Below are 18,824 nucleotides of genomic sequence, written 5' to 3' on the forward strand. Positions count from 1 at the left end.
TGTGACTGATACGCTTGACAACCCTGAGCCGAAGATGCCTAAAATCTATATCGACGCCGATGCTTGCCCAGTTAAAGACGAGGCTGCAAAAGTGGCGACACGCCATAAAATTCAATGCTTTTTGGTTTGCAATGGTGGCTTGCGGCCCTCGGCAAACCCTTACGTTGAAATGATCTTTGTGCCTGACGGCCCTGATGTGGCCGACATGTGGATCGCGGATCGCGCAGGTGTTGGGGATGTCGTTGTCACTGGTGATATTCCTCTGGCTGCAAAAGTCGTTGAATCGGGGGCGCGCGTGATCAAACACAATGGTGAGCCGTTGACGAAGGCCAATATCGGCAATGTGTTGGCGACACGCGACTTGATGGCCGATCTGCGTGCTGCGGACCCGTTTCGCCAAGGTGGCGGCAAACCGTTTGCCAAAGCGGATCGCTCAAGATTTTTAGATGCATTAGAACGCGCCGTGCAGGGGGCAAAAAGGGATATCGTATGACCATCGAGACCGTTGTTTTTGATATTGGAAATGTGCTGATCGAATGGCAGCCCGAGCGTTATTATGACAACGTGATTGGAGAGGCGCGCCGCAAAGAGATGTTCGCCGCTGTCGATCTGCACGCCATCAATGACGCGGTTGATCGCGGCGCACCATTTCGTGCGACCATTGAAAAAGCGGCAGATGACTACCCCGCGTTTAAAACTGAAATTCTGATGTGGTATTTCGATTGGATCAAAATGGCTGCACCCGCGATCCCGCACTCGGTTGCCTTACTTCGTGCGCTTCGTGCCAAGGGAATTCGTGTGATCGCATTGACCAATTTCGGGATCGAAAGCTTTGAATTTGCTGAAACTAAATATCCGTTTTTGACTGAGTTCGACAAAACATATGTGTCTGGCCGCATGGGCTGCGTCAAACCACATAGTTTGATTTACGAAATGCTAGAAGCGGGCGAACAGGCACGGCCTGATGGGGTCCTCTTTGCGGATGACCGTCAAGAGAACATCGATATGGCCGCAAGCCGTGGCTGGCAGACCCATCTGTTTGAGGGACCTCAAGGCTGGGCTAGGCGCTTGGTGGATGAAGGCCTGCTGACGATGGAAGAGGCCGGTCTTTAACGCACGACCTTGGCAAGGCGTTGGCCCAATGGCACTTCTTTGATTGGCAAGTGGACCACTGCAGAAAATACGCCGACGCCGATGCCAACCCACCAAACAGCTGTGTAATCGCCGTAGATATCATACAGGCGTCCGCCCAACCACACGCCTAAAAACGCGCCCAGTTGATGCGAGAAAAATACGATGCCGTATAGGGTTCCCATGTAACGCAGCCCGTAAATATGCGCGACCAATCCTGATGTCAAAGGCACTGTGGCCAACCACAAAGCGCCCATCGCCAGTGAAAAAATCAACACAGAGGCGGGCGTGATCGGTAAGGCGATGAACAAGATCGACGCAATCGCACGCAATGTGTAGATACCGGTCAGCAGGTACTTTTTAGGCAATCGATTTCCCAAGTAACCTGCGAACAAAGTGCCAGCGATATTCGCAGCACCAATGACCGAAATTGAAATTGCACCAAGGGTTGATGTCGACCCGATGCCAATACTGGCGAGCAATCCAGTTGGATCAACAGCGCCACACATTTCAGTCACAAGCGCTGGAAAATGCGCTGTGATAAAAGCAAGTTGATATCCGCACGAAAAGAAGCCCAAAAAGATCAACGTATAGCTTGGATCCTTGAAGGCTTTTTTCAAAATTTGACCAAGGCTGTCGTCAAGCTCGGTTTTGGTGGCCATCTGCGGCGACCGCATGAACGGCAGCACCAAGAGCGAAGCCAAAATGGCAACGGCAAACAAAAGGAATACGTCTTGCCAGCCCATAAAGCTTAACAACCAATCGGCAAGCGGCGCGCCAAAGACTTGGCCCGCAGAGCCCGCAGCCGTGGCAATCGCCAATGACATGGATCGGTTCTCGGCCGAGGATGCACGGCCTACAACGGCCAAGATTACGCCAAACCCAGTGCCAGCAATGCCAAAGCCGATTAGTGTCTCGAACAGTTGATGCGCTTCAGGCGTGACCGCGAAAGACGACAAAACCAAACCTGCCGCATAAACAGTTGCGCCTAGAATGATCGCTTTGCGGTCGCCGATGCGTTCGGCCAGCGCGCCAAACAGCGGCTGGCCAATGCCCCAAAACAGGTTTTGAATCGCAATGGCCAGCGAGAACTCTGCGCGCGGCCAATTGAACTCGGTGGCAATCGGGATTTGGAAAACACCAAAAGACGCGCGGATCGAAAAACTGATCAGGATGACAACACAGCCCGCCAAAAGAACGGGAGTAAAGAGGGGCGCGCGTGTGCTGGACATAGATGTCTCCTTTGCGCTCTCTCTATCGTCATTTCTATTGATAACGTCAAACAAATGATCTGCATGACACCCATCATCTTTTCTTATGAGATCGAGCGTATTATGGATGTGCCATGGATAGTTTGACCCAAGTATACAAAGCGCGCGTTGCAGATGGCACGTTGCGCGCAGATGCCGCACAAGAAGCGGTTTTGCCGTTGTTTGATCGATTGCAACATGATTTGGCCACGGCTCCCATTGGGAAGCGTGGCTTGCTGTCTTTGATTGGTGGGCGCAAAAAGCCTGATCCCATACGAGGTCTGTACATTTGGGGCGGCGTTGGGCGTGGCAAGTCTATGTTGATGGACTTGTTCCATGAGCATTCCCCCGTTCCTTCACGCCGCGTTCATTTTCACGCCTTCATGCAAGACGTGCAGGCACAGATATTTGAGGCACGTCAAAAAGGCATCTCTGACACGATTGTTCCAGTTGTCGATAAAATCGCCAAAGACGTGCGTTTGCTGTGTTTCGACGAAATGCAGATCACCGACATCGCCGATGCCATGATTGTGGGGCGTCTGTTCGAAGGGCTGTTTGCACGGGGTGTGACTGTTGTGACCACCTCGAACCGTGTCCCAGATGATCTGTATAAAAACGGTCTCAATCGACAGCTCTTTTTGCCCTTTATCGACATCATCAAAGACAAGTTGGACGTGCATCATCTGCATTCTCCTGTCGATTATCGTCAGGGGCGTTTGACGGGAACGCCCGTTTATTTCAGTCCGATCAATGACGATACGCGCACGACGATCAATGAGATTTGGACAGACCTGACGGGTGATGCATCTGAGGGGCTGACGATTAAAGTCAAAGGTCGCGAGGTGAAACTGCCGAAGTTTCATAACGGAATTGCGCGTGCGACGTTTTGGGATCTGTGTGGGCAGATGTACGGTCCAGCAGATTACTTGGCGATTGCAGACGCGGTGAAGCTGTTGATTATTGAGGACATTCCGCGCTTGGGCCGAGGTAATTTTAACGAAGCCAAGCGGTTTGTAACCTTGATCGATGCGTTGTACGAAGCAAAAGTGCGTGTGGTCGCCAGTGCGGTTGACGCGCCTGAAAGCCTATATATCGAAGGTGCTGGCGTGTTTGAATTTGAACGCACGGCGTCTCGATTGCGCGAGATGCAAGACAAAGACTGGGCGGCGGACGAGGTTGAGTAAGGTCGCGATGAGTGACGCGGCGCGAGGTGTTTAGCCGTTCTCGCGCAAGACTGCACCTGCTAGATATAGTGATCCACAGATTAAAATTCGCGCATTTGGATCAGTTGCGGTAACAGACCGCACAGCATCTAAAACACTACCGCTTTGTGCAGTGTTCATGCCAACATCTTGGGCGACTTTTGCGGTATCCTCAGCGCTGAGTGTAGCAGCTTCACCAGGGATCGACACCGCGATGAGTTGCTTTGCGTGACGGGCAAGCGGGCGCAGATACCCCCCGATGTCTTTGGTATTCAACATGCCGCAAATCAAATAGGTGGCGCGGGGTTGTAAGCGATCCATGGCTTCCGCAAGGGCAAGCCCTGCGGCGGGGTTATGCCCGCCATCAAGCCAGACTTCGGCGTCTTTGGCGGCATCAATCAACGGGCCTGTCTTGAGACGTTGCATCCGTGCAGGCCACTGCGCACCTGTGACGGCAGCCTCTAGGGCTATATCGCCCATATCAAGATGGCGCAGCGCAGCAAGGGCCATGCCAGCATTTTCAACTTGGTGTCTGCCAATCAGGTTTGGCAAAGGCAAATCGCGCAGGCCTGTTTCGTCTTGGAAAATCAGTCGACCATGCTCCTCAGTCACATGCCAGTGTTGACCATAAGCCAGCAAGGGCGCGCCAAGACGCATGGCTTGACGCTCGATCACCTCCATCGCGGCCTCAGGTTGGGGGCCGACAATACAGGGCACGCCGCGTTTGATGATGCCAGCTTTCTCTCCGGCGATGGCTTCGATCGTGTCGCCCAAAAACTGGGTGTGATCGATAGAAATCGGCGTGATGACAGTCAACGCGGGCGCGTCTATGACATTGGTGGCATCCAAGCGTCCGCCAAGGCCGACCTCAAGCAAAGTGTAATCGGCTGGTGTGCGTGAAAAGGCCAAAAGACCTGCGACAGTTGTGATCTCGAAATAGGTGATGGGTTCGCCGCCATTGGCGCGTTCGCATTCTTCCAAGATGTCTTGTAATGCGTTTTCGGAAATCAATTCCCCTGCAAGGCGAATGCGTTCATGAAACCGTGCCAAATGCGGCGAGGTATAGGCATGTACTGATTTTCCAGCGCCCTCAAGCCCTGCACGGATCATCGCTTGCGTCGACCCTTTGCCATTGGTACCTGCGATGTGGATCACAGGGGGCAGCTTGGTTTGGGGGTTGTCGAGCGCGTCAAGCAAGCGCCAAACGCGGTCCAAAACAAGGTCTATCACTTTGGGGTGCAAAGACATCAGACGATCGAGGATGATATCGGAACGCATAGTTGGACCTGCGATGAAAGGGTGGGACTGTTCAGAGGTTACAGCGTGCTGATAGCTGATGAAAAGGGCGGCCCAAGTGTGGCCGCCGTTCCATATTACTCAGCTGTGTCGGCATCCGCATCCGGCGCTGCCAATTCTTCAGCATCTGTTGGCGCAGGTAAATCTGCCACAACAGCAGGGGGCAAACCGCCCAACATGCGCAAAATGGTGACCAATTCGTCTTTCATCTTTGATCGATGGGTGACGCGGTCAAGCATACCGTGGTCCAAAAGATATTCAGCGCGTTGGAAACCTTCAGGCAGCTTTTCGCGGATGGTTTGTTCGATCACGCGTGGACCAGCGAAACAGATCAACGCGTTCGGCTCAGCGATTTGTACATCGCCAAGCATCGCGTAAGAGGCTGTGACCCCACCGGTGGTCGGATGGGTCAGCACAACGATATAGGGTAGGTTTGCCTCTTTCAGCATCTCAATCGCAACAGTCGTGCGTGGCATTTGCATTAGGGACAGAATGCCTTCTTGCATGCGTGCGCCGCCAGCGGCCGAGAACATCACAAATGGGCGCTTCAGTTCAATCGCACGTTCGACGCCAGCAATAAACGCATTGCCGACATACATGCCCATGGACCCACCCATAAAGGAAAAGTCTTGCGCTGCTGCGACGATGGGCGTGCGGCCAATCTCGCCTTCTGCCACGAGCATCGCATCTTTTTCGCCCGTGGATTTTTGTGCGGCCTTCATGCGGTCGGGATATTTTTTCTGATCTCGGAATTTCAGCGGATCTTCGACAACGGCTGGTACTGCGATTTCGGAAAAGATACCGCCATCAAACAATGCGCCAAATCGCGCGCGTGGCGTGATGTGCATATGGTGGTCACAATTGGTGCATACGTTTAAATTGTCAGTCAGCTCACGGTGAAACAGCATGGTTCCACACTCTGTACATTTGGTCCAAAGATTATCGGGCGTTTCTTTGCGCGAAAAGAGCGAGTTGATTGTCGGGCGGACGTAGTTGGAAATCCAGTTCATGCGTAAGCCTTTGGCCGAAGTCTGAGTTAGCCTTCAAATAAGCAGCAATGACGGGAATTGCAATCAACGCTTAAGCGCAATACGCGCTGTGAGCCAAGTTATCAGCAAAATCAGACCTTCGAAACACATTAAACTCGGATCTGAAAAGGCAGTGCTCAGATCAACATCACGCGTCCACAGGCCTAATCCTGATAAAACCCCAGCCACAGGTGCGATAAACATCACCGTCATGTTGTTGATAAAATGTACGGCAATTGCCGGGCCAAGGGTGCCGCAGCGTGCCGTCAAATCGCCCGCGACAAGGCCAAAGAGTGTGGCCCAGACAACGGGAAAGAGCGCAGAAAGCCCCTCAGCATCGCCAGATATATGCCCCAATCCAAAAATCAGAGCGCTTATAACCATACCCTTTGCATAAGACCCTGTCGCGCCAACCAGTTGTGTCTGTAGATATCCGCGGAAAAATAGTTCTTCGGCGGTGACCTGTATAGCAAGCCCGATCAATCCCAGTGGTAGCCAAGTGAGCCATACCCCTAACGCCAGTTGCTTTTGAACCTCCATCGATGCCTGCGGGGCTGGCACCAACAACATCATAGCCGTGAGGCCGATCATCCATTTGACTGTCACAACAAACTGACTGCGTAACAGCGGGGCGGGGCCTGTAAGATCGCGCAGAGTACGATTGGAAAGTTTTTTGGCGCATACGATCGTTGCCAGAATTAATATCGCGAAACTTGCCAATATTAGAAATAGCCCGCCCTGCGACGTGCCGATTTCGATCCCTGTTGGGGTGAGTTTGATCGCTGACAGCTCAGGCGCAAGCGCGCCAATCAACCCCAACGCCAAAGGGGTTAGTAGGGAAACAACTAAAAACGTGGCGACTAGCACCACAACTATGCGCCAATAGGCCCGTTGCCGGAGAGCAGATGCCACCATGTACGCGTATGCGTTGTACCTCATCACGTGTCCTTACAGGTTGACTTTCAGTGGACATAGCAGTCGCACTGGGGATCGCAAAGAGTTTGGATGCCAATTGTTTTACAGCTCTTGCGGGCTTATGGCGTGAACTGTATCTGAACATGGTGAGTGACAGAGTGGCGAAGTATGTTGATGAAGAAAATAGCTTTGGTTTTATGTGTTTGTACCGCTTTTAACGGCTGTCAGATGACGTTGCCCGAGCTTGGCGGTGGAGCGCCACAAGGCCAGACCTCGGTGCGCTTGGTGTCTTCAAATTTTACTGTCAGCGCACCTGATGGATTTTGTGTAGATGGGGCATCGGTCCAAGATACGCTGGAAACAGGCTTCGTCTTAATGGCTGATTGTGCGGCTCTGCGCGGTAGAAAACACAAAGTGGACCAAGCGCGGTCTGTATTGCTCACAACAACTGTGGCGACTCCGCTTGAAAGTCCTGACAGTGTGACACCACAAGCGTTGAAACAATTCTTTGACACAGAACAGGGACGCGCCATCCTGTCGCGCAACGGTGATGCTGCTACGATTTCTGCGAACATGGAGATCGTGGCTGATCAAACTTTGATTTTACATATTCACGATTCGTCACCAGTTCATATTGACGGGCTTTCTCAAGATGACTGGCGCGCGTTTTCTGTCATTAATGATCGTTTGGTGACGCTGTCAGCCGCGCCGTTTGTGGGCGGTGCTGCCAGCGATTCAAACGCAAAAACGCTTATGATCCAGCTTGTACGCCTCTTGCAGGATGAAAATGTAGCGCAATAGCGCTCGATTGTTGCGAAATGCGAGCCAAAGTCTAGTATTTTGTCGCGTTTGTTGAGATGAAACCTTTATCTGTCAGATTGATCTGAATCGCGTTGTTTCCCGTTACAGAAACATCTTAAGCAACACAGACATCCTTGATGATACGGATATAACGGAACGAACATGACGATTTTACGAGCACAAGAGTATAAGGCATTTTCAGACATATGAGTTCGCGCATTGGGAATTATATCGAGCGGCTTTTGAACGCAGCTGCCTTAAAGCGTTGGTCCAAGCGGGCGAACAAGGTCAAATCCATTGGTTTGGGTGACTTGCGGGCTGTACGCGCCCAAGCACGTGATTTGCGGATGCAATTGGATCGGTTCATTTTTGAAGCCGAAGGGCGCTTGGCGCTGCCGTTTATCGGATCAAATGCGATGCAATTGCCGCTGTATACAGATTGGTCACATCGGCCTGAAATCTGGCGCGGCCCCATTACGCCTTTGGGCGCATCGTCGGTTTTGACAAAAGCGCGTATTGGCAACGAGGGGACTTTGTTCCACGATTGCCGTGTGCCCGAACTGACATATAGGCAAGTGCGCAATGTTTCTGATACGGACCTTGCGCCTTTTGGACTGCGTTTAGATGTGTTTCATTTTGACGGCAGTTTTTTGTCGCTGGCGATCGACTTGCCCACTGATGTGTGTGACGGATTAAGCAAACGGCATATCTTGCGTCTCGATTGTGCCATTGATTTGGAAGCCCCTATCGAAATTTTTGCGCGGCTGAACGTCAAACACGGACCAAATTTGGAACAGGTGGTGCGTGACATCCCATTGAACAGCGACGAAGTCTTCGCGGAGTTCGATTTGGCCTATACCAAGTTGAATGAAAAACGGGTCGAGAAAGTTTGGGTCGATTTTATTTTTGAAGATCCTGAAATGAACCAGATCGTTTTGCGTGATCTCACGCTTTCGCGCCGCCCGCGCGCAGAATTATAAGGACATGGTGATGAGCAAAATTGAACTGGTCAAAACACGTTTACATGGTGGTATTTGGGAGGGTGAATTACACGTCCCAGAAGACATCGAAGCCCTGCCAACGCTTGAAGTCACTCATCTCGATCAGCCGATTGGGGATCATGTGCTGGACGAAGACCCTGATCGAGCCGGGGTTTGGTTCTTTCGTGTTGCCATCCCTGCTGAATTGATTAGCGATGGGGTGCAGGCTTTCTTGATCTCTAATGTGGACACAGGCGATCAACTGGCAAGTTTTTCTATCATTGCAGGCGAAGCGCTGAGTGATGATATTCGCGCTGACCTTGGGTTGTTGCGTGCCGAGCTTGATATGCTCAAGCGCGCTTTTCGCCGACATTGTTTGGAAACGCGCGACAACTGATTGTATCCCGTTGCGGCTGTCGCAGTTTTGACGTTGCGTTGTGCGTGACAACGGCTGACGCATACGTGCACCTTGGCGCTTAGGGAGACAGATATAATGACACAGTATCCGCATCTTTTGGCACCGCTTGATCTAGGGTTCACCACCTTGCGCAATCGTACTCTTATGGGGTCGATGCATACAGGGCTGGAAGAACGCAAAGATTGGAATGCGGTCGCTGCTTTTTACGCGGCAAGGGCCGCAGGTGGCGTAGGCCTGATCGTTACGGGGGGAATGGCGCCCAATTCTGAGGGCGAAGTGTACCCAGGGGCCGCAGGGTTGTTTTCAGACCAAGACATCGCAAACCACAAGACCGTTACAGATCGTGTTCATGCAGCAGGTGGCAAAATTGCGATGCAGATTTTGCATGCGGGGCGTTATGCTTATGGTCCCAATTGTGTGGCCCCGTCACCAATCAAGTCGCCGATATCACCGTTTAAGCCGACTGAATTAGATGCTGCTGGGATTGAGAAACAAATAGCCGATTTCGCGACGGCTGCACAGCGCGCTAAGGCGGCTGGTTATGATGGCGTCGAAATCATGGGATCTGAGGGTTATCTGATCAATCAGTTCCTTGTCGCTCATACCAACAAGCGTAGTGACGACTGGGGTGGATCATATGAAAATCGAATGCGCTTTGCCATTGAGGTGGTTAAGCGCGTGCGCGCCGCTGTCGGGCCTGAGTTTATTTTGATTTATCGTCTGTCGATGATTGATCTCATCCCCAAAGGATCAACGTGGTCCGAAGTTGTCATGCTCGCCAAAGAAGTCGAGGCCGCAGGGGCGACCATTTTGAACACAGGCATTGGTTGGCATGAGGCGCGTGTGCCGACAATTGCCACCTCTGTGCCGCGCCGCGCATTTTCTTGGGTGACTAAAAAGATCATGGGCGAAGTGTCTGTTCCAGTCATCGCATCGAATCGTATCAATATGCCTGATGTCGCCGAATCCGTTTTGGCCGAAGGCTGCGCAGACATGGTGTCTATGGCGCGTCCCTTTTTGGCTGACCCAGATTTTGTGGCCAAAGCGGCTGCGGATAATGCGGATGAAATCGCGCCCTGCATAGCGTGTAATCAAGCTTGCTTGGATCACACGTTTGGCGGCAAGTTGACTTCATGTTTGGTGAACCCCAGAGCGTGCCATGAAACCGAATTGACTTATGATCCCGCTGCTCGCGTGAAAACAATTGCAGTTGTTGGGGCTGGCCCTGCCGGTCTGTCTGCTGCACTGACAGCGAGCGAACGAGGGCATAAAGTGACGCTGTTTGATAAGTCTGCAACCTTGGGCGGGCAGCTGAACTTAGCGCGTCAGGTGCCTGGTAAAGAAGAATTCCATGGGCTTGTTGCATGGTATGAGACCATGATCGCCCGCTCTTCTATCACGGTAAAACTGGGGACTAAGGCAGTGCCACAAGACCTTGTCATGTTCGACGAGGTGGTGGTCGCCACGGGCATCACGCCGCGTGACCCACAGATCACAGGCCAGACCACACACGCCAATGTCGTCTCATATACCAAAGTTTTGAAGGGCGCTGTGTCCGTTGGGGCCAATGTTGTGGTGATCGGTGCTGGCGGTATCGGTTTTGATCTGTCTGAATTTTTGACCACAGATACCAGCCCAACCTTGGACATCGAGACGTGGAAACATGAATGGGGTATTACAGATCCTCAGGTGAATCGTGGCGGATTGTCTGTGGATGGCCCCGAGCCAGAGCCACCCGTGCGACAAGTGACGATGCTGCAACGTAAAGCGGAAAAGCCAGGCAAGCGACTTGGGAAAACCACAGGTTGGATCCATCGCGCGACGTTGCAAATGAAAGGCGTGCGGATGATGGGGGGCGTGTCTTATGATGAAATCACACCAGACGGTATTTGGATCGCTAAGGCGGGAGAACGCCAGTTCATAGCAGCGGACACGATTGTGATGTGTGCGGGTCAGCTGCCAAATCGATCTTTGGCCGACGAGCTGCAAAGCGCTGGGCGTCGCGTGCATGTGATTGGTGGCGCAGATGTCGCGGCAGAATTGGATGCGAAGCGTGCCATCGATCAGGGTGTCCGATTGGCTGCGATTCTATAAGTAAGCTAAAGACCTGTTTGCGTTCCATTTCAAGCGAGATGCCTGCGTTTCCAAATTTCAAACGATCCTGACATCAACACGCTATTGTCCTGCGGTGGACCTATTGTTGCCCAATTTGACCTGCATAAAGGTTTCGAACGAGCGCAAGTATGTAGGTAGCACACCAATGGATCGATTGACTGAAATGGAAGCCTTTGCCACCGTTGTGGACCAAGGTGGTTTCACAGATGCAGCAAAGAAGATGGGGATTTCAAAATCTGCTGTCTCTAAACATGTCTCATCGTTAGAGGCCCGATTGGGGGCGCGCTTGCTAAACCGCACAACTCGCCGTGTAAGCCCTACTGAAATTGGTCTGGCTTACTATGATCGTGCCCGTCGCGTTCTAAATGACGCAGGTGAAGCTGACGCTTTGGTCACATCGATGCAATCTGCACCGTCTGGCCTGTTGCGTATCTCTGTGGCGACGGATTTTGGGGTCAATCACCTCTCGCCTGTGCTCGGCGAGTTCTTGACAGAATTCCCTGACATCACCGTTAATATGGTGCTGAACAATCGCTACGTTGAACTGATTTCCGAAGGTTTTGATATGGCCGTGCGCATTGGAGAGCTGGAAGACAGTACCCTGCGTGCGCGTAAATTGACTGAAACCACAAAACGAATGGTTGGCAGCCCTGCGTATTTTGAAAAATATGGGCGGCCTGAGAAAATTGACGATCTAAATGATCACAAGCTTTTGCATTACTCAAATCAATCGAATTCCGCTGTGTGGAAATTGACTGCGCCATCTGGTGAAAAGCGCCAAGTGCGCACGGCGGGCTGGTTGACTGTGAATGATGGGCAATCCTTGCTGAACGCTTGTATTTCGGGCCTCGGCATCGCTTACTTGCCGTCATTCCTATACGCGGACGCTTTGGAAAAAGGCCTGATCGAAGAAGCCATCCCCGAATTGCCGGCAGAGGTCCAAGGGGTTTACGCTGTGTATCCTCCGGGGCGCTTTACCCAGCCGAAAGTGCGTGCGTTCATCGACTTTCTGGCACATGCATTCGCAGATAAAGGGCCGGAAAACTGGAGCTAAATCAGATCCAATTTTGAAATTTTAGGGGGTTGAGGCCAAAACGGCTTCGACCCTTCTGTTTATGTTACGTCCTTGCTCTGTGCTGTTGTTCGTGCGCGGGGCGAGATACCCAATGCCTTGTGCTGAAACTTGGTGTGAGGTCACGCCATGACGGTTCACCAGTCTGTCGCGAACCGAATTGGCGCGTTTTCGCGATAGAGCTATGTTGCCTTCTAAGCTTCCTACTGCATCGGTGTGACCAACCAAAACAATGTGCGCATCAGGGGTTTGCATCAGATATGCGGCTAGGGCTTGCAATGTTTCAAATGGACCATCGCCAAGCTGCGACGAGCCGGTTTCAAACGCCAAATCATCGAGCGCCACTGACCCATGCGCGGAAAGTTCTTGCGCAAGCGGACCAAGGGTCTGCGTGACCAGTGTTGTGTCTATCGTCTCGGATGGCGCACTCTCGACAATTGAAAGGTCCGTCGGCCCAGTCTTGGGCGTGATTTCGGTGATTTGTAAAAAACCTGCTGTGCGCGCGCGACTGGTCACAAGTGCTGCAACACGGCCTTGGGGGGTTGAGGCCAATAGATACTGAAAATTTCCGAGATCCACGTGCATATGCGGTTCAGGCAGTAGGTCCAGAAGGTATCTAAAATCAAAGCCGCCACATACTGTATCAGCGCAAGCAAAAACGCTTTGATAGCCCTGTGATTCCAGTTGTTCTTTGAGAGGCGCGATCAACTGAAATGGTGTGAGGCTTGTGGATGAAATCGTATAAGCCGTATGCACGACACGCCCTTCGGCGGATAAAAACGGCGTCTCGGCGCCGGAGAAAGCAGCGCTAGGCAAAGGCTGCACTGTTGTGACTTCTTCGCGCTGGGCGGTGCGGACCATATTCGCAGGTACGTTTAAATCCAGTGCGGCCAAAGGCGCGGCAGCAAGGTGTATAATGAAACAGGTCAAGTAGGCAGATCTGGCAATAGGTTTTGAGTATGCAGGCATAGATTACAATGTCCTCTTTCGCCTGTAGTGGTAATGACCTACTTCACGCATTCCAAGAGAAGAATACAAAGCAATGGCGGCTGTGTTGGCGCGGGTGACCAGAACGGCAATCGTGGATGCGCCGTTGTTTTTAGCCCAATCAGCGGCATGGTTCATCAGCGCACGGGCTAGGCCACGCCGCCGGTATTGGGGCGCGACCTCCAGAGCATGAAGAACTGAAATCGACCCTAAAGTGGCGACGAACGCCGTCCCTGCAGGCGCATCTTGATCGCGGGCTAGCAAGGTTGTCTTTGGCATTTGAGCGCGTTTCATCACGTCGATCCGCGCAGAATCAATGCCCCCGAGGGCCCAGATATCGCGCTGTGCGGCGATTGGCGGCCAGCTGATATAAGCCGCTTTAGGGTCTGATTTGGCAAAGCTATCGACAGGTGCAGCTAGGCACAGCGTTGGGTCCACGAAATCATAACCGCGCTGTTCTAGCATCTGATCGAAAGTACCCTCTGTGTCGCGCAGTTGAAACAGTGCGTCGCGGTTGGCCGCAGTAAATTTGCGCTCAATAGAGTCTAAAGCAGGGACGTCAGGCAGAGTATCGGCCGTTGCAGCAGACACACGACTTCCGCCTCCTGCGCCTTCACGCCAAATGAATGGCCCGAAAGCGGTGCGTGAGGCGGCAGGCCAAGTGGCCTCAAGCACTTGCCAAAGGTCCGCCTGCGTCATCACGCGCCATGATCTGGAAATATAGCGACCAGTTCCGCCATGGCTTTGGACACCTCGGCTTCGTCTGCGCCACGGATTACGATATTCGTGCCAAAGGCGCCGTTTTTTTGAAACGGGTATGAGCCAATAGACAAGTCAGCGTATTTTTCAGCCAAGCTGCGTAAGGGGGCTGCGACGATGCCTTCACCGCGTTCAATTCTATAGGTCTGCGATGTCAAAGGCGCGCCGCCGGTCAGCGTGGGCAAGACAGAGGCCACCATGGCTTCGAATATTTTAGGCACGCCTGCCATCACATGAACATTCTCAATTTTAAACCCAGGCGCGACAGACACGGGATTGTCGATCAATGTTGCTGTGTCTGGAATGCGTGCCATCCGCATCCGCGTTTCCGTAAACTCCGACCCTTGCGCGATATAATGCGCGGCCATGACATCATACGCGTCTTGGCGCACGTCGATGCCAACACCAAAGGCCGCGGCCACACAGTCAGCAGTGATATCGTCATGCGTCGGGCCGATGCCGCCAGAGGTAAACACGCTGTCAAATCCCTGCTTTAGAGACTGAATTGCCGCGACAATTGCATCTTTGTCATCCGAGACCACGCGCACTTCTTTGAGGTCGATTCCAACTTTGGTCAGTTCATTGGCGAGGTGATACATATTCGCATCGCGTGTGCGCCCAGATAGAATTTCATCGCCGATAACAAGCATGGCTGCAGTGGGATTGGGCATAACACGTTCCTTGAGTGATCCTTGAGTCAGGGTTCACTAAGGTATAGTGCTTGCCTATGCGCTTTCAAACCCCTCTCGTTCCTGCCGTTCTGCTAAAACGTTACAAACGCTTTCTTGCAGATGTGCGATTGGCGGATGGGCGTGAAGTCACGGCGCATTGTCCCAACCCCGGATCAATGATGGGCATGTCTGATGCTGGCCTAGAGGTTTGGGTCGAGCCTAATGATGATCCTAAGAAAAAGCTCAAATACGGATTGCGCTTGATTGAAAAGAGCGGGGCTACAATTGTCGTCGATACTGGGATCGCCAATCGGGTGGTGAAAGAAGCTCTGGTGGCTGGATTGATCTCTGGTTTGGAAGGCGATGTACGATCCGAAGTGCCTTATGGGGACAACTCGCGCGTCGATTTTTTGGTCGATAAAGATGGACTTAAAACATGGGTAGAAGTGAAGTCGGTTACCTTGTCGCGCCAAACAGGCCTTGCTGAATTTCCCGATAGTAAAACAGCGCGCGGGGCCAAACATTTGGGGGAACTGACTAAGCGGGTTCTGGCTGGCGACCGCGCCGTTATGTTGTATTTGGTCAGTCGCGATGATTGCGACCGGTTTGCGCCTGCTGCTGACATTGATCCAGTCTATGCCGCTGCTGAAAGCGACGCGAAAGACGCTGGGGTAGAGATCATGGTGTTGCGTATCCACGTGTCACCCCATGAAATCACATTGGACCCGAGGCCCTTAGATCACATGTGACACCTACACTCTGGCACTTTGCTGTCTTTGGCCTTATATCACCCGCATCGCAATCAGGAGAACGATGTGAACGACACGCATCATGGCCGCATCACCAAAGATGGCATTCGCATATATGAGCCCACCGACTACGCAGGCATGCACGCCTCTGGTCAGGTAGCCGCACAGATTTTGGACGAAGTTGGAGCACTGGTGCAACCCGGCGCGACCACTGGCGAGATTGACGCCTTTGTGGAACGCCGCGTGGTTGAGCTTGGAACCACATCGGCCACCATCGGCTATAAAGGCTATGCGCACGCGTCGTGCATTTCGGTCAATCACGTGGTCTGTCACGGCATTCCAGGATCGAAAATCCCTGGGCGTAAGAATGATGTCTTACTCGAAGGCGATATCGTCAATATCGATATTACAGTCATCAAAGACGGTTGGTTTGGCGACACCAGCCGGATGTATGTTGCAGGCAAAGCCAAAAAGTTCGCAGAACGCTTGATCACTGTGACGCATGACGCTTTGATGTTTGGTATCGATGCGGTCAAACCGGGGAACACTTTTGACGACATCGCAGGCGCGATCCAAACCCATGCCCACAAAAACCGTATGTCTGTTGTGCGCGATTTTTGCGGCCACGGTATCGGGCGCGTATTTCACTCTCCGCCCAATGTTTTGCACTACGTCCCTGCACGTCGTGCTGGTGAAACAGCACCAGTTTTGGAAGAGGGCATGATCTTTACGATTGAGCCGATGATCAATCTGGGGCGTCCTGAGACTAAGGTTCTGAAAGACGACTGGACTGCAATCACTGTGGACAAAAAGCTGACCGCGCAGTTTGAACATTCGATTGTGGTGACTGCCACAGGAAGTGAAATTTTCACCTTATCTCCGGGTGATATGTATTTCCCAAAATTTTGATGCAAAAACTAGATTGGTAACGCGCATTTTATGTGTGTCTCACCACAAAAAGGGTCGCCTCAATCGCAGGGCGGCCCATTGCCATTCGCGCCCGAGCAATGCAAATTTAAAGTCACCCTATTCAGGAGAGACCCATGAGCGAAGATCACGCCCGCCACGCCGTTAAAATGGCAAAGAAAAAAGTCGCCCGCGATAAAATCATGGCCACAAAGACAGGTGAAAAAGGCCTGATTATGGTGCATACGGGCAAGGGAAAGGGCAAATCTTCAGCCGCTTTTGGCATGATTTTTCGTTGTATCGCGCATGACATGAAATGCGGCGTTGTCCAGTTTATCAAAGGCGGTATGGAATGTGGTGAGCGCAATTTGATCACCGAGCGCTTTGGCGATATTTGTGAATTTCACACCATGGGCGAAGGCTTTACATGGGAAACCCAAGACAAAGCTCGCGATATTGAGATGGCGCAAGCCGCTTGGGCTAAGGCCAAAGAATTGATCCGCGATGAAAGCAACCGTATGGTTTTGCTTGATGAGATCAACATCGCGATGCGCTATGATTATGTGGATGTGAACGAAGTTGTCGCCTTTTTGCAGGCCGAAAAACCGCCGCTCACACATGTGGTCTTGACGGGGCGCAACGCCAAAGAGGAACTGATTGAAGCGGCTGATTTGGTGACTGAAATGGAATTGGTCAAACATCCGTTCCGGTCTGGTGTGAAAGCACAAATCGGCGTGGAGTATTAAGCCGATGTTTGCGCGTGATCATATTGAATACGAAGCGTTGGAATTGCCGGACCGCATGGATTTAAGCGACGCAGAAATGCTAGAAAATGCCAATGCGTTTTACGACAAAATGAAACGCCGCCATACAGTGCGTGACTTTTCAGATCGTTCCGTGTCCCGTGAGGTGATTGAGCAATGCATTCGCGCAGCGGGATCGGCTCCATCTGGCGCGAACCATCAACCTTGGCACTTTGTTGCGATTTCTAATCCTGATTTGAAACACCAAATCCGTTTGGCCGCTGAAGAGGAAGAAAAGCGATTCTACGATGGTGGGGCCAGTGATGAATGGATCAAAGCGCTTGAACCGATTGGCACAAGTGCGGACAAACCGCACCTTGATATTGCCCCGTGGCTTATTGTCATCTTTGCGCAACGCTGGGGGCAGTTTGATGATGGCACACGGTTTAAAAACTATTACGTGCCTGAAAGCACAGGCATTGCCACTGGTTTTTTGCTGTCTGCATTGCACCATGCGGGTCTTGTGTCATTGACCCACACGCCCAATCCTATGAAATTCCTAAACGGCCTTTTGGGGCGCCCAGAGTCAGAAAAGCCAATCATGATTTTGGCGGTCGGGCACCCTGCTGAGGATGCATTGGTGCCGAAGGTTGCCAAAATGAAAAAGACATTGGATCAAATCTTGACCGTCGCGGATTGAGGCATCTGGAACTTATAGTGATGCTTCCACTTTGAAATTTTCCGGAATCGTATCGCGGCCTTCCAGCACCAAATCCATCAATCGTTGAGCTGCCAGCGGTACGATGCCAAAACCGATTTTGAACCCACCGTTGAACACAAATTCGCCCATGCGATCAGGATCCGCGCCCATCATCGGCGCGCGGGTCGCTGCCCGAGGACGCACGCCAGCCCATCGTTTCAGTACGGGGGCATCTGCGAGTTGCGGCATCGCCGTAATAGCGCGTGCCAAAAGGTCATCGGCCAATTCATCGGTGTCTTGCGGGTTCTCGAAATAGCGCTCTGACGTTGATCCGATGGCCAAAGTGCCGTCACTGTGCGGAATGATATGGATGCCACCCGTGAAAATCTGTGGCGCGTTTGGCAGGTCATATTGCAACAAAATTGCTTGGCCTTTGACGCCGTTTCCGACTTCACGGCCCAAACGTTTGCTCATCTCGTCTAATCCCCAAACGCCCGTCGCGTGGATCACTTTGCCTTCGGGGGCGGCGTCGGTCACGATCTCGCCACCTTTGGAAATGACCGCAGCGGCCAAAGCTGCACAAGCGCGGGCGGGGTTGATACGGGCAGATAGGGTGTCGTGGACAAGCCAGCCTGTTGGTGTGTGCGGCGCCCATCCCTGCGCCTGTTCAACTGAAATAACCCGCCACTCTGCCAACCCTCGCCACAGCGTTTGTGCATCGTTGGTGCGGGTGTGCGCTAAATCCAGTTGATGATCATTGGGGATGGCTTGCAGGCGCCCTAAGTTGTCATATCCCGTCGAGATGCCACTGATCTGTTCAATCTGTGGCCAATAGCTTCGTGATAGTAAAAGACTGTCCAGTTGAAACTCTTTCACAGCGTCCCAGCGTTCGGGGGTATGCGGCGCCAATGCGCCAACAATGCCGCCTGAGGATCCAAAGCCGACACCGTTCGGGTCGATGACCCGCACCTTTGTGCCGCGCATCAAGGCCTCAAGTGCCGCCGTGAGACCAAAGGCCCCAGCGCCATAAATTGTGATGTCTGCACTGCACATAGTGGATTTTTGCCCATTGAATTTCGCCGAACACACGCGCATGGTCGG

Annotated in this window: 20 protein-coding genes; 12 read left to right on the top strand and 8 right to left on the bottom strand. The window is 52.4% G+C overall.

Annotation, left to right across the window (positions count from 1 at the left end):
- Positions 1 to 34 precede the first annotated feature (34 nt).
- Positions 35 to 493, top strand: a complete 459-nt coding sequence (locus KO503_RS14415; RefSeq protein WP_215992353.1) for a YaiI/YqxD family protein — start codon at positions 35 to 37, stop codon at positions 491 to 493.
- The gene (locus KO503_RS14420; RefSeq protein WP_215992256.1) at positions 490 to 1,113 is read left to right on the top strand and encodes an HAD family hydrolase; all 624 of its coding nucleotides are present in this window, start codon (positions 490 to 492) and stop codon (positions 1,111 to 1,113) included. The genes KO503_RS14415 and KO503_RS14420 overlap by 4 nt, the downstream gene beginning before the upstream one ends.
- On the opposite strand, the gene KO503_RS14425 is transcribed toward KO503_RS14420, so the two are convergent.
- Positions 1,110 to 2,363: an MFS transporter gene (locus KO503_RS14425; RefSeq protein ID WP_215992257.1), complete on the bottom strand. Its 1,254-nt coding sequence runs from the start codon at positions 2,361 to 2,363 to the stop codon at positions 1,110 to 1,112. The genes KO503_RS14420 and KO503_RS14425 overlap by 4 nt on opposite strands.
- Before the next feature lie 113 nt (positions 2,364 to 2,476).
- On the opposite strand from KO503_RS14425, the gene zapE reads away from it, so the two are divergent.
- The gene (gene zapE / locus KO503_RS14430) at positions 2,477 to 3,565 is read left to right on the top strand and encodes a cell division protein ZapE (RefSeq protein ID WP_215992258.1); all 1,089 of its coding nucleotides are present in this window, start codon (positions 2,477 to 2,479) and stop codon (positions 3,563 to 3,565) included.
- A 30-nt stretch (positions 3,566 to 3,595) separates the two neighbouring features.
- Here zapE and KO503_RS14435 read toward each other — a convergent pair whose 3' ends face one another.
- From KO503_RS14435 to KO503_RS14445, 3 genes are all read right to left on the bottom strand, one after another.
- The gene (locus tag KO503_RS14435; RefSeq protein ID WP_215992259.1) at positions 3,596 to 4,861 is read right to left on the bottom strand and encodes a bifunctional folylpolyglutamate synthase/dihydrofolate synthase; all 1,266 of its coding nucleotides are present in this window, start codon (positions 4,859 to 4,861) and stop codon (positions 3,596 to 3,598) included.
- Positions 4,862 to 4,956: 95 nt separating this feature from the next.
- Entirely contained in the window at positions 4,957 to 5,889 is a 933-nt protein-coding gene (gene accD, locus KO503_RS14440; RefSeq protein WP_215992260.1) for an acetyl-CoA carboxylase, carboxyltransferase subunit beta, read from the bottom strand.
- 63 nt (positions 5,890 to 5,952) lie between these two features.
- Positions 5,953 to 6,846 carry a CPBP family intramembrane glutamic endopeptidase gene (locus KO503_RS14445; protein ID WP_215992261.1) on the bottom strand — a complete coding sequence of 298 codons (894 nt, stop codon included), beginning with the start codon at positions 6,844 to 6,846 and terminating at the stop codon, positions 5,953 to 5,955.
- A gap of 150 nt (positions 6,847 to 6,996) precedes the next feature.
- On the opposite strand from KO503_RS14445, the gene KO503_RS14450 reads away from it, so the two are divergent.
- The 5 genes from KO503_RS14450 to KO503_RS14470 all read left to right on the top strand — a co-directional run bounded on the left by KO503_RS14450 (position 6,997) and on the right by KO503_RS14470 (position 12,190).
- Positions 6,997 to 7,623, top strand: coding sequence for a hypothetical protein (locus KO503_RS14450; RefSeq protein WP_215992262.1), 627 nt, complete (start codon positions 6,997 to 6,999; stop codon positions 7,621 to 7,623).
- Positions 7,624 to 7,829: 206 nt separating this feature from the next.
- On the top strand, positions 7,830 to 8,603 hold the full coding sequence (locus KO503_RS14455; RefSeq protein ID WP_215992263.1) for a DUF6478 family protein: 774 nt from the start codon (positions 7,830 to 7,832) through the stop codon (positions 8,601 to 8,603).
- A gap of 10 nt (positions 8,604 to 8,613) precedes the next feature.
- On the top strand, positions 8,614 to 9,000 hold the full coding sequence (locus KO503_RS14460; protein ID WP_215992264.1) for a hypothetical protein: 387 nt from the start codon (positions 8,614 to 8,616) through the stop codon (positions 8,998 to 9,000).
- A 96-nt stretch (positions 9,001 to 9,096) separates the two neighbouring features.
- Complete coding sequence (locus KO503_RS14465) at positions 9,097 to 11,115, top strand: FAD-dependent oxidoreductase (protein ID WP_215992265.1); 2,019 nt, start codon at positions 9,097 to 9,099, stop codon at positions 11,113 to 11,115.
- Positions 11,116 to 11,281: 166 nt separating this feature from the next.
- Positions 11,282 to 12,190, top strand: coding sequence for a LysR family transcriptional regulator (locus KO503_RS14470; protein ID WP_215942680.1), 909 nt, complete (start codon positions 11,282 to 11,284; stop codon positions 12,188 to 12,190).
- A 21-nt stretch (positions 12,191 to 12,211) separates the two neighbouring features.
- Here KO503_RS14470 and KO503_RS14475 read toward each other — a convergent pair whose 3' ends face one another.
- The 3 genes from KO503_RS14475 to KO503_RS14485 are packed head-to-tail and all read right to left on the bottom strand — an operon-like array spanning position 12,212 to position 14,625.
- The gene (locus KO503_RS14475) at positions 12,212 to 13,177 is read right to left on the bottom strand and encodes an OmpA family protein (protein ID WP_215992266.1); all 966 of its coding nucleotides are present in this window, start codon (positions 13,175 to 13,177) and stop codon (positions 12,212 to 12,214) included.
- 3 nt (positions 13,178 to 13,180) lie between these two features.
- Positions 13,181 to 13,894, bottom strand: a complete 714-nt coding sequence (locus tag KO503_RS14480) for a GNAT family N-acetyltransferase (protein WP_215992267.1) — start codon at positions 13,892 to 13,894, stop codon at positions 13,181 to 13,183.
- A complete protein-coding gene (locus KO503_RS14485; RefSeq protein WP_215992268.1) occupies positions 13,894 to 14,625 on the bottom strand; it encodes a competence/damage-inducible protein A in 732 nt (243 codons plus the stop codon). The genes KO503_RS14480 and KO503_RS14485 overlap by 1 nt, the downstream gene beginning before the upstream one ends.
- Positions 14,626 to 14,681: 56 nt before the next feature.
- Between KO503_RS14485 and sfsA the strand changes: the two genes are divergently transcribed.
- The 4 genes from sfsA (at position 14,682) to KO503_RS14505 (ending at position 17,723) form a co-directional block, all read left to right on the top strand.
- Positions 14,682 to 15,374: a DNA/RNA nuclease SfsA gene (sfsA, locus tag KO503_RS14490; protein WP_215992269.1), complete on the top strand. Its 693-nt coding sequence runs from the start codon at positions 14,682 to 14,684 to the stop codon at positions 15,372 to 15,374.
- Between the two features lie 66 nt (positions 15,375 to 15,440).
- Entirely contained in the window at positions 15,441 to 16,283 is an 843-nt protein-coding gene (map, locus tag KO503_RS14495) for a type I methionyl aminopeptidase (RefSeq protein ID WP_215992270.1), read from the top strand.
- A 134-nt stretch (positions 16,284 to 16,417) separates the two neighbouring features.
- Positions 16,418 to 17,026, top strand: a complete 609-nt coding sequence (cobO, locus tag KO503_RS14500) for a cob(I)yrinic acid a,c-diamide adenosyltransferase (RefSeq protein ID WP_215992271.1) — start codon at positions 16,418 to 16,420, stop codon at positions 17,024 to 17,026.
- A gap of 4 nt (positions 17,027 to 17,030) precedes the next feature.
- A complete protein-coding gene (locus KO503_RS14505) occupies positions 17,031 to 17,723 on the top strand; it encodes a nitroreductase family protein (RefSeq protein WP_215992272.1) in 693 nt (230 codons plus the stop codon).
- Between the two features lie 12 nt (positions 17,724 to 17,735).
- On the opposite strand, the gene KO503_RS14510 is transcribed toward KO503_RS14505, so the two are convergent.
- Positions 17,736 to 18,776 carry an NAD(P)/FAD-dependent oxidoreductase gene (locus KO503_RS14510; protein WP_215992273.1) on the bottom strand — a complete coding sequence of 347 codons (1,041 nt, stop codon included), beginning with the start codon at positions 18,774 to 18,776 and terminating at the stop codon, positions 17,736 to 17,738.
- Positions 18,777 to 18,824: the final 48 nt, after the last annotated feature.

Source organism: Pacificibacter marinus (genome assembly GCF_018860505.1).
GTDB lineage: Bacteria > Pseudomonadota > Alphaproteobacteria > Rhodobacterales > Rhodobacteraceae > Celeribacter > Celeribacter marinus_B.

What these genes read in the sequence shown, in the direction of transcription:
- KO503_RS14415 (WP_215992353.1), top strand. Translation starts at nt 35, where the DNA reads ATGCCTAAAATCTATATCGACGCCGATGCTTGCCCAGTTAAAGACGAG.
- KO503_RS14480 (WP_215992267.1), bottom strand. Translation starts at nt 13,894, where the DNA reads ATGACGCAGGCGGACCTTTGGCAAGTGCTTGAGGCCACTTGGCCTGCC.
- sfsA (WP_215992269.1), top strand. Translation starts at nt 14,682, where the DNA reads ATGCGCTTTCAAACCCCTCTCGTTCCTGCCGTTCTGCTAAAACGTTAC.
- KO503_RS14470 (WP_215942680.1), top strand. Translation starts at nt 11,282, where the DNA reads ATGGATCGATTGACTGAAATGGAAGCCTTTGCCACCGTTGTGGACCAA.
- KO503_RS14450 (WP_215992262.1), top strand. Translation starts at nt 6,997, where the DNA reads ATGAAGAAAATAGCTTTGGTTTTATGTGTTTGTACCGCTTTTAACGGC.
- KO503_RS14425 (WP_215992257.1), bottom strand. Translation starts at nt 2,363, where the DNA reads ATGTCCAGCACACGCGCGCCCCTCTTTACTCCCGTTCTTTTGGCGGGC.
- cobO (WP_215992271.1), top strand. Translation starts at nt 16,418, where the DNA reads ATGAGCGAAGATCACGCCCGCCACGCCGTTAAAATGGCAAAGAAAAAA.
- KO503_RS14460 (WP_215992264.1), top strand. Translation starts at nt 8,614, where the DNA reads ATGAGCAAAATTGAACTGGTCAAAACACGTTTACATGGTGGTATTTGG.
- KO503_RS14420 (WP_215992256.1), top strand. Translation starts at nt 490, where the DNA reads ATGACCATCGAGACCGTTGTTTTTGATATTGGAAATGTGCTGATCGAA.
- KO503_RS14475 (WP_215992266.1), bottom strand. Translation starts at nt 13,177, where the DNA reads ATGCCTGCATACTCAAAACCTATTGCCAGATCTGCCTACTTGACCTGT.
- KO503_RS14510 (WP_215992273.1), bottom strand. Translation starts at nt 18,776, where the DNA reads ATGTGCAGTGCAGACATCACAATTTATGGCGCTGGGGCCTTTGGTCTC.
- KO503_RS14465 (WP_215992265.1), top strand. Translation starts at nt 9,097, where the DNA reads ATGACACAGTATCCGCATCTTTTGGCACCGCTTGATCTAGGGTTCACC.
- zapE (WP_215992258.1), top strand. Translation starts at nt 2,477, where the DNA reads ATGGATAGTTTGACCCAAGTATACAAAGCGCGCGTTGCAGATGGCACG.
- KO503_RS14435 (WP_215992259.1), bottom strand. Translation starts at nt 4,861, where the DNA reads ATGCGTTCCGATATCATCCTCGATCGTCTGATGTCTTTGCACCCCAAA.
- KO503_RS14455 (WP_215992263.1), top strand. Translation starts at nt 7,830, where the DNA reads ATGAGTTCGCGCATTGGGAATTATATCGAGCGGCTTTTGAACGCAGCT.
- KO503_RS14505 (WP_215992272.1), top strand. Translation starts at nt 17,031, where the DNA reads ATGTTTGCGCGTGATCATATTGAATACGAAGCGTTGGAATTGCCGGAC.
- accD (WP_215992260.1), bottom strand. Translation starts at nt 5,889, where the DNA reads ATGAACTGGATTTCCAACTACGTCCGCCCGACAATCAACTCGCTCTTT.
- KO503_RS14445 (WP_215992261.1), bottom strand. Translation starts at nt 6,846, where the DNA reads ATGAGGTACAACGCATACGCGTACATGGTGGCATCTGCTCTCCGGCAA.
- KO503_RS14485 (WP_215992268.1), bottom strand. Translation starts at nt 14,625, where the DNA reads ATGCCCAATCCCACTGCAGCCATGCTTGTTATCGGCGATGAAATTCTA.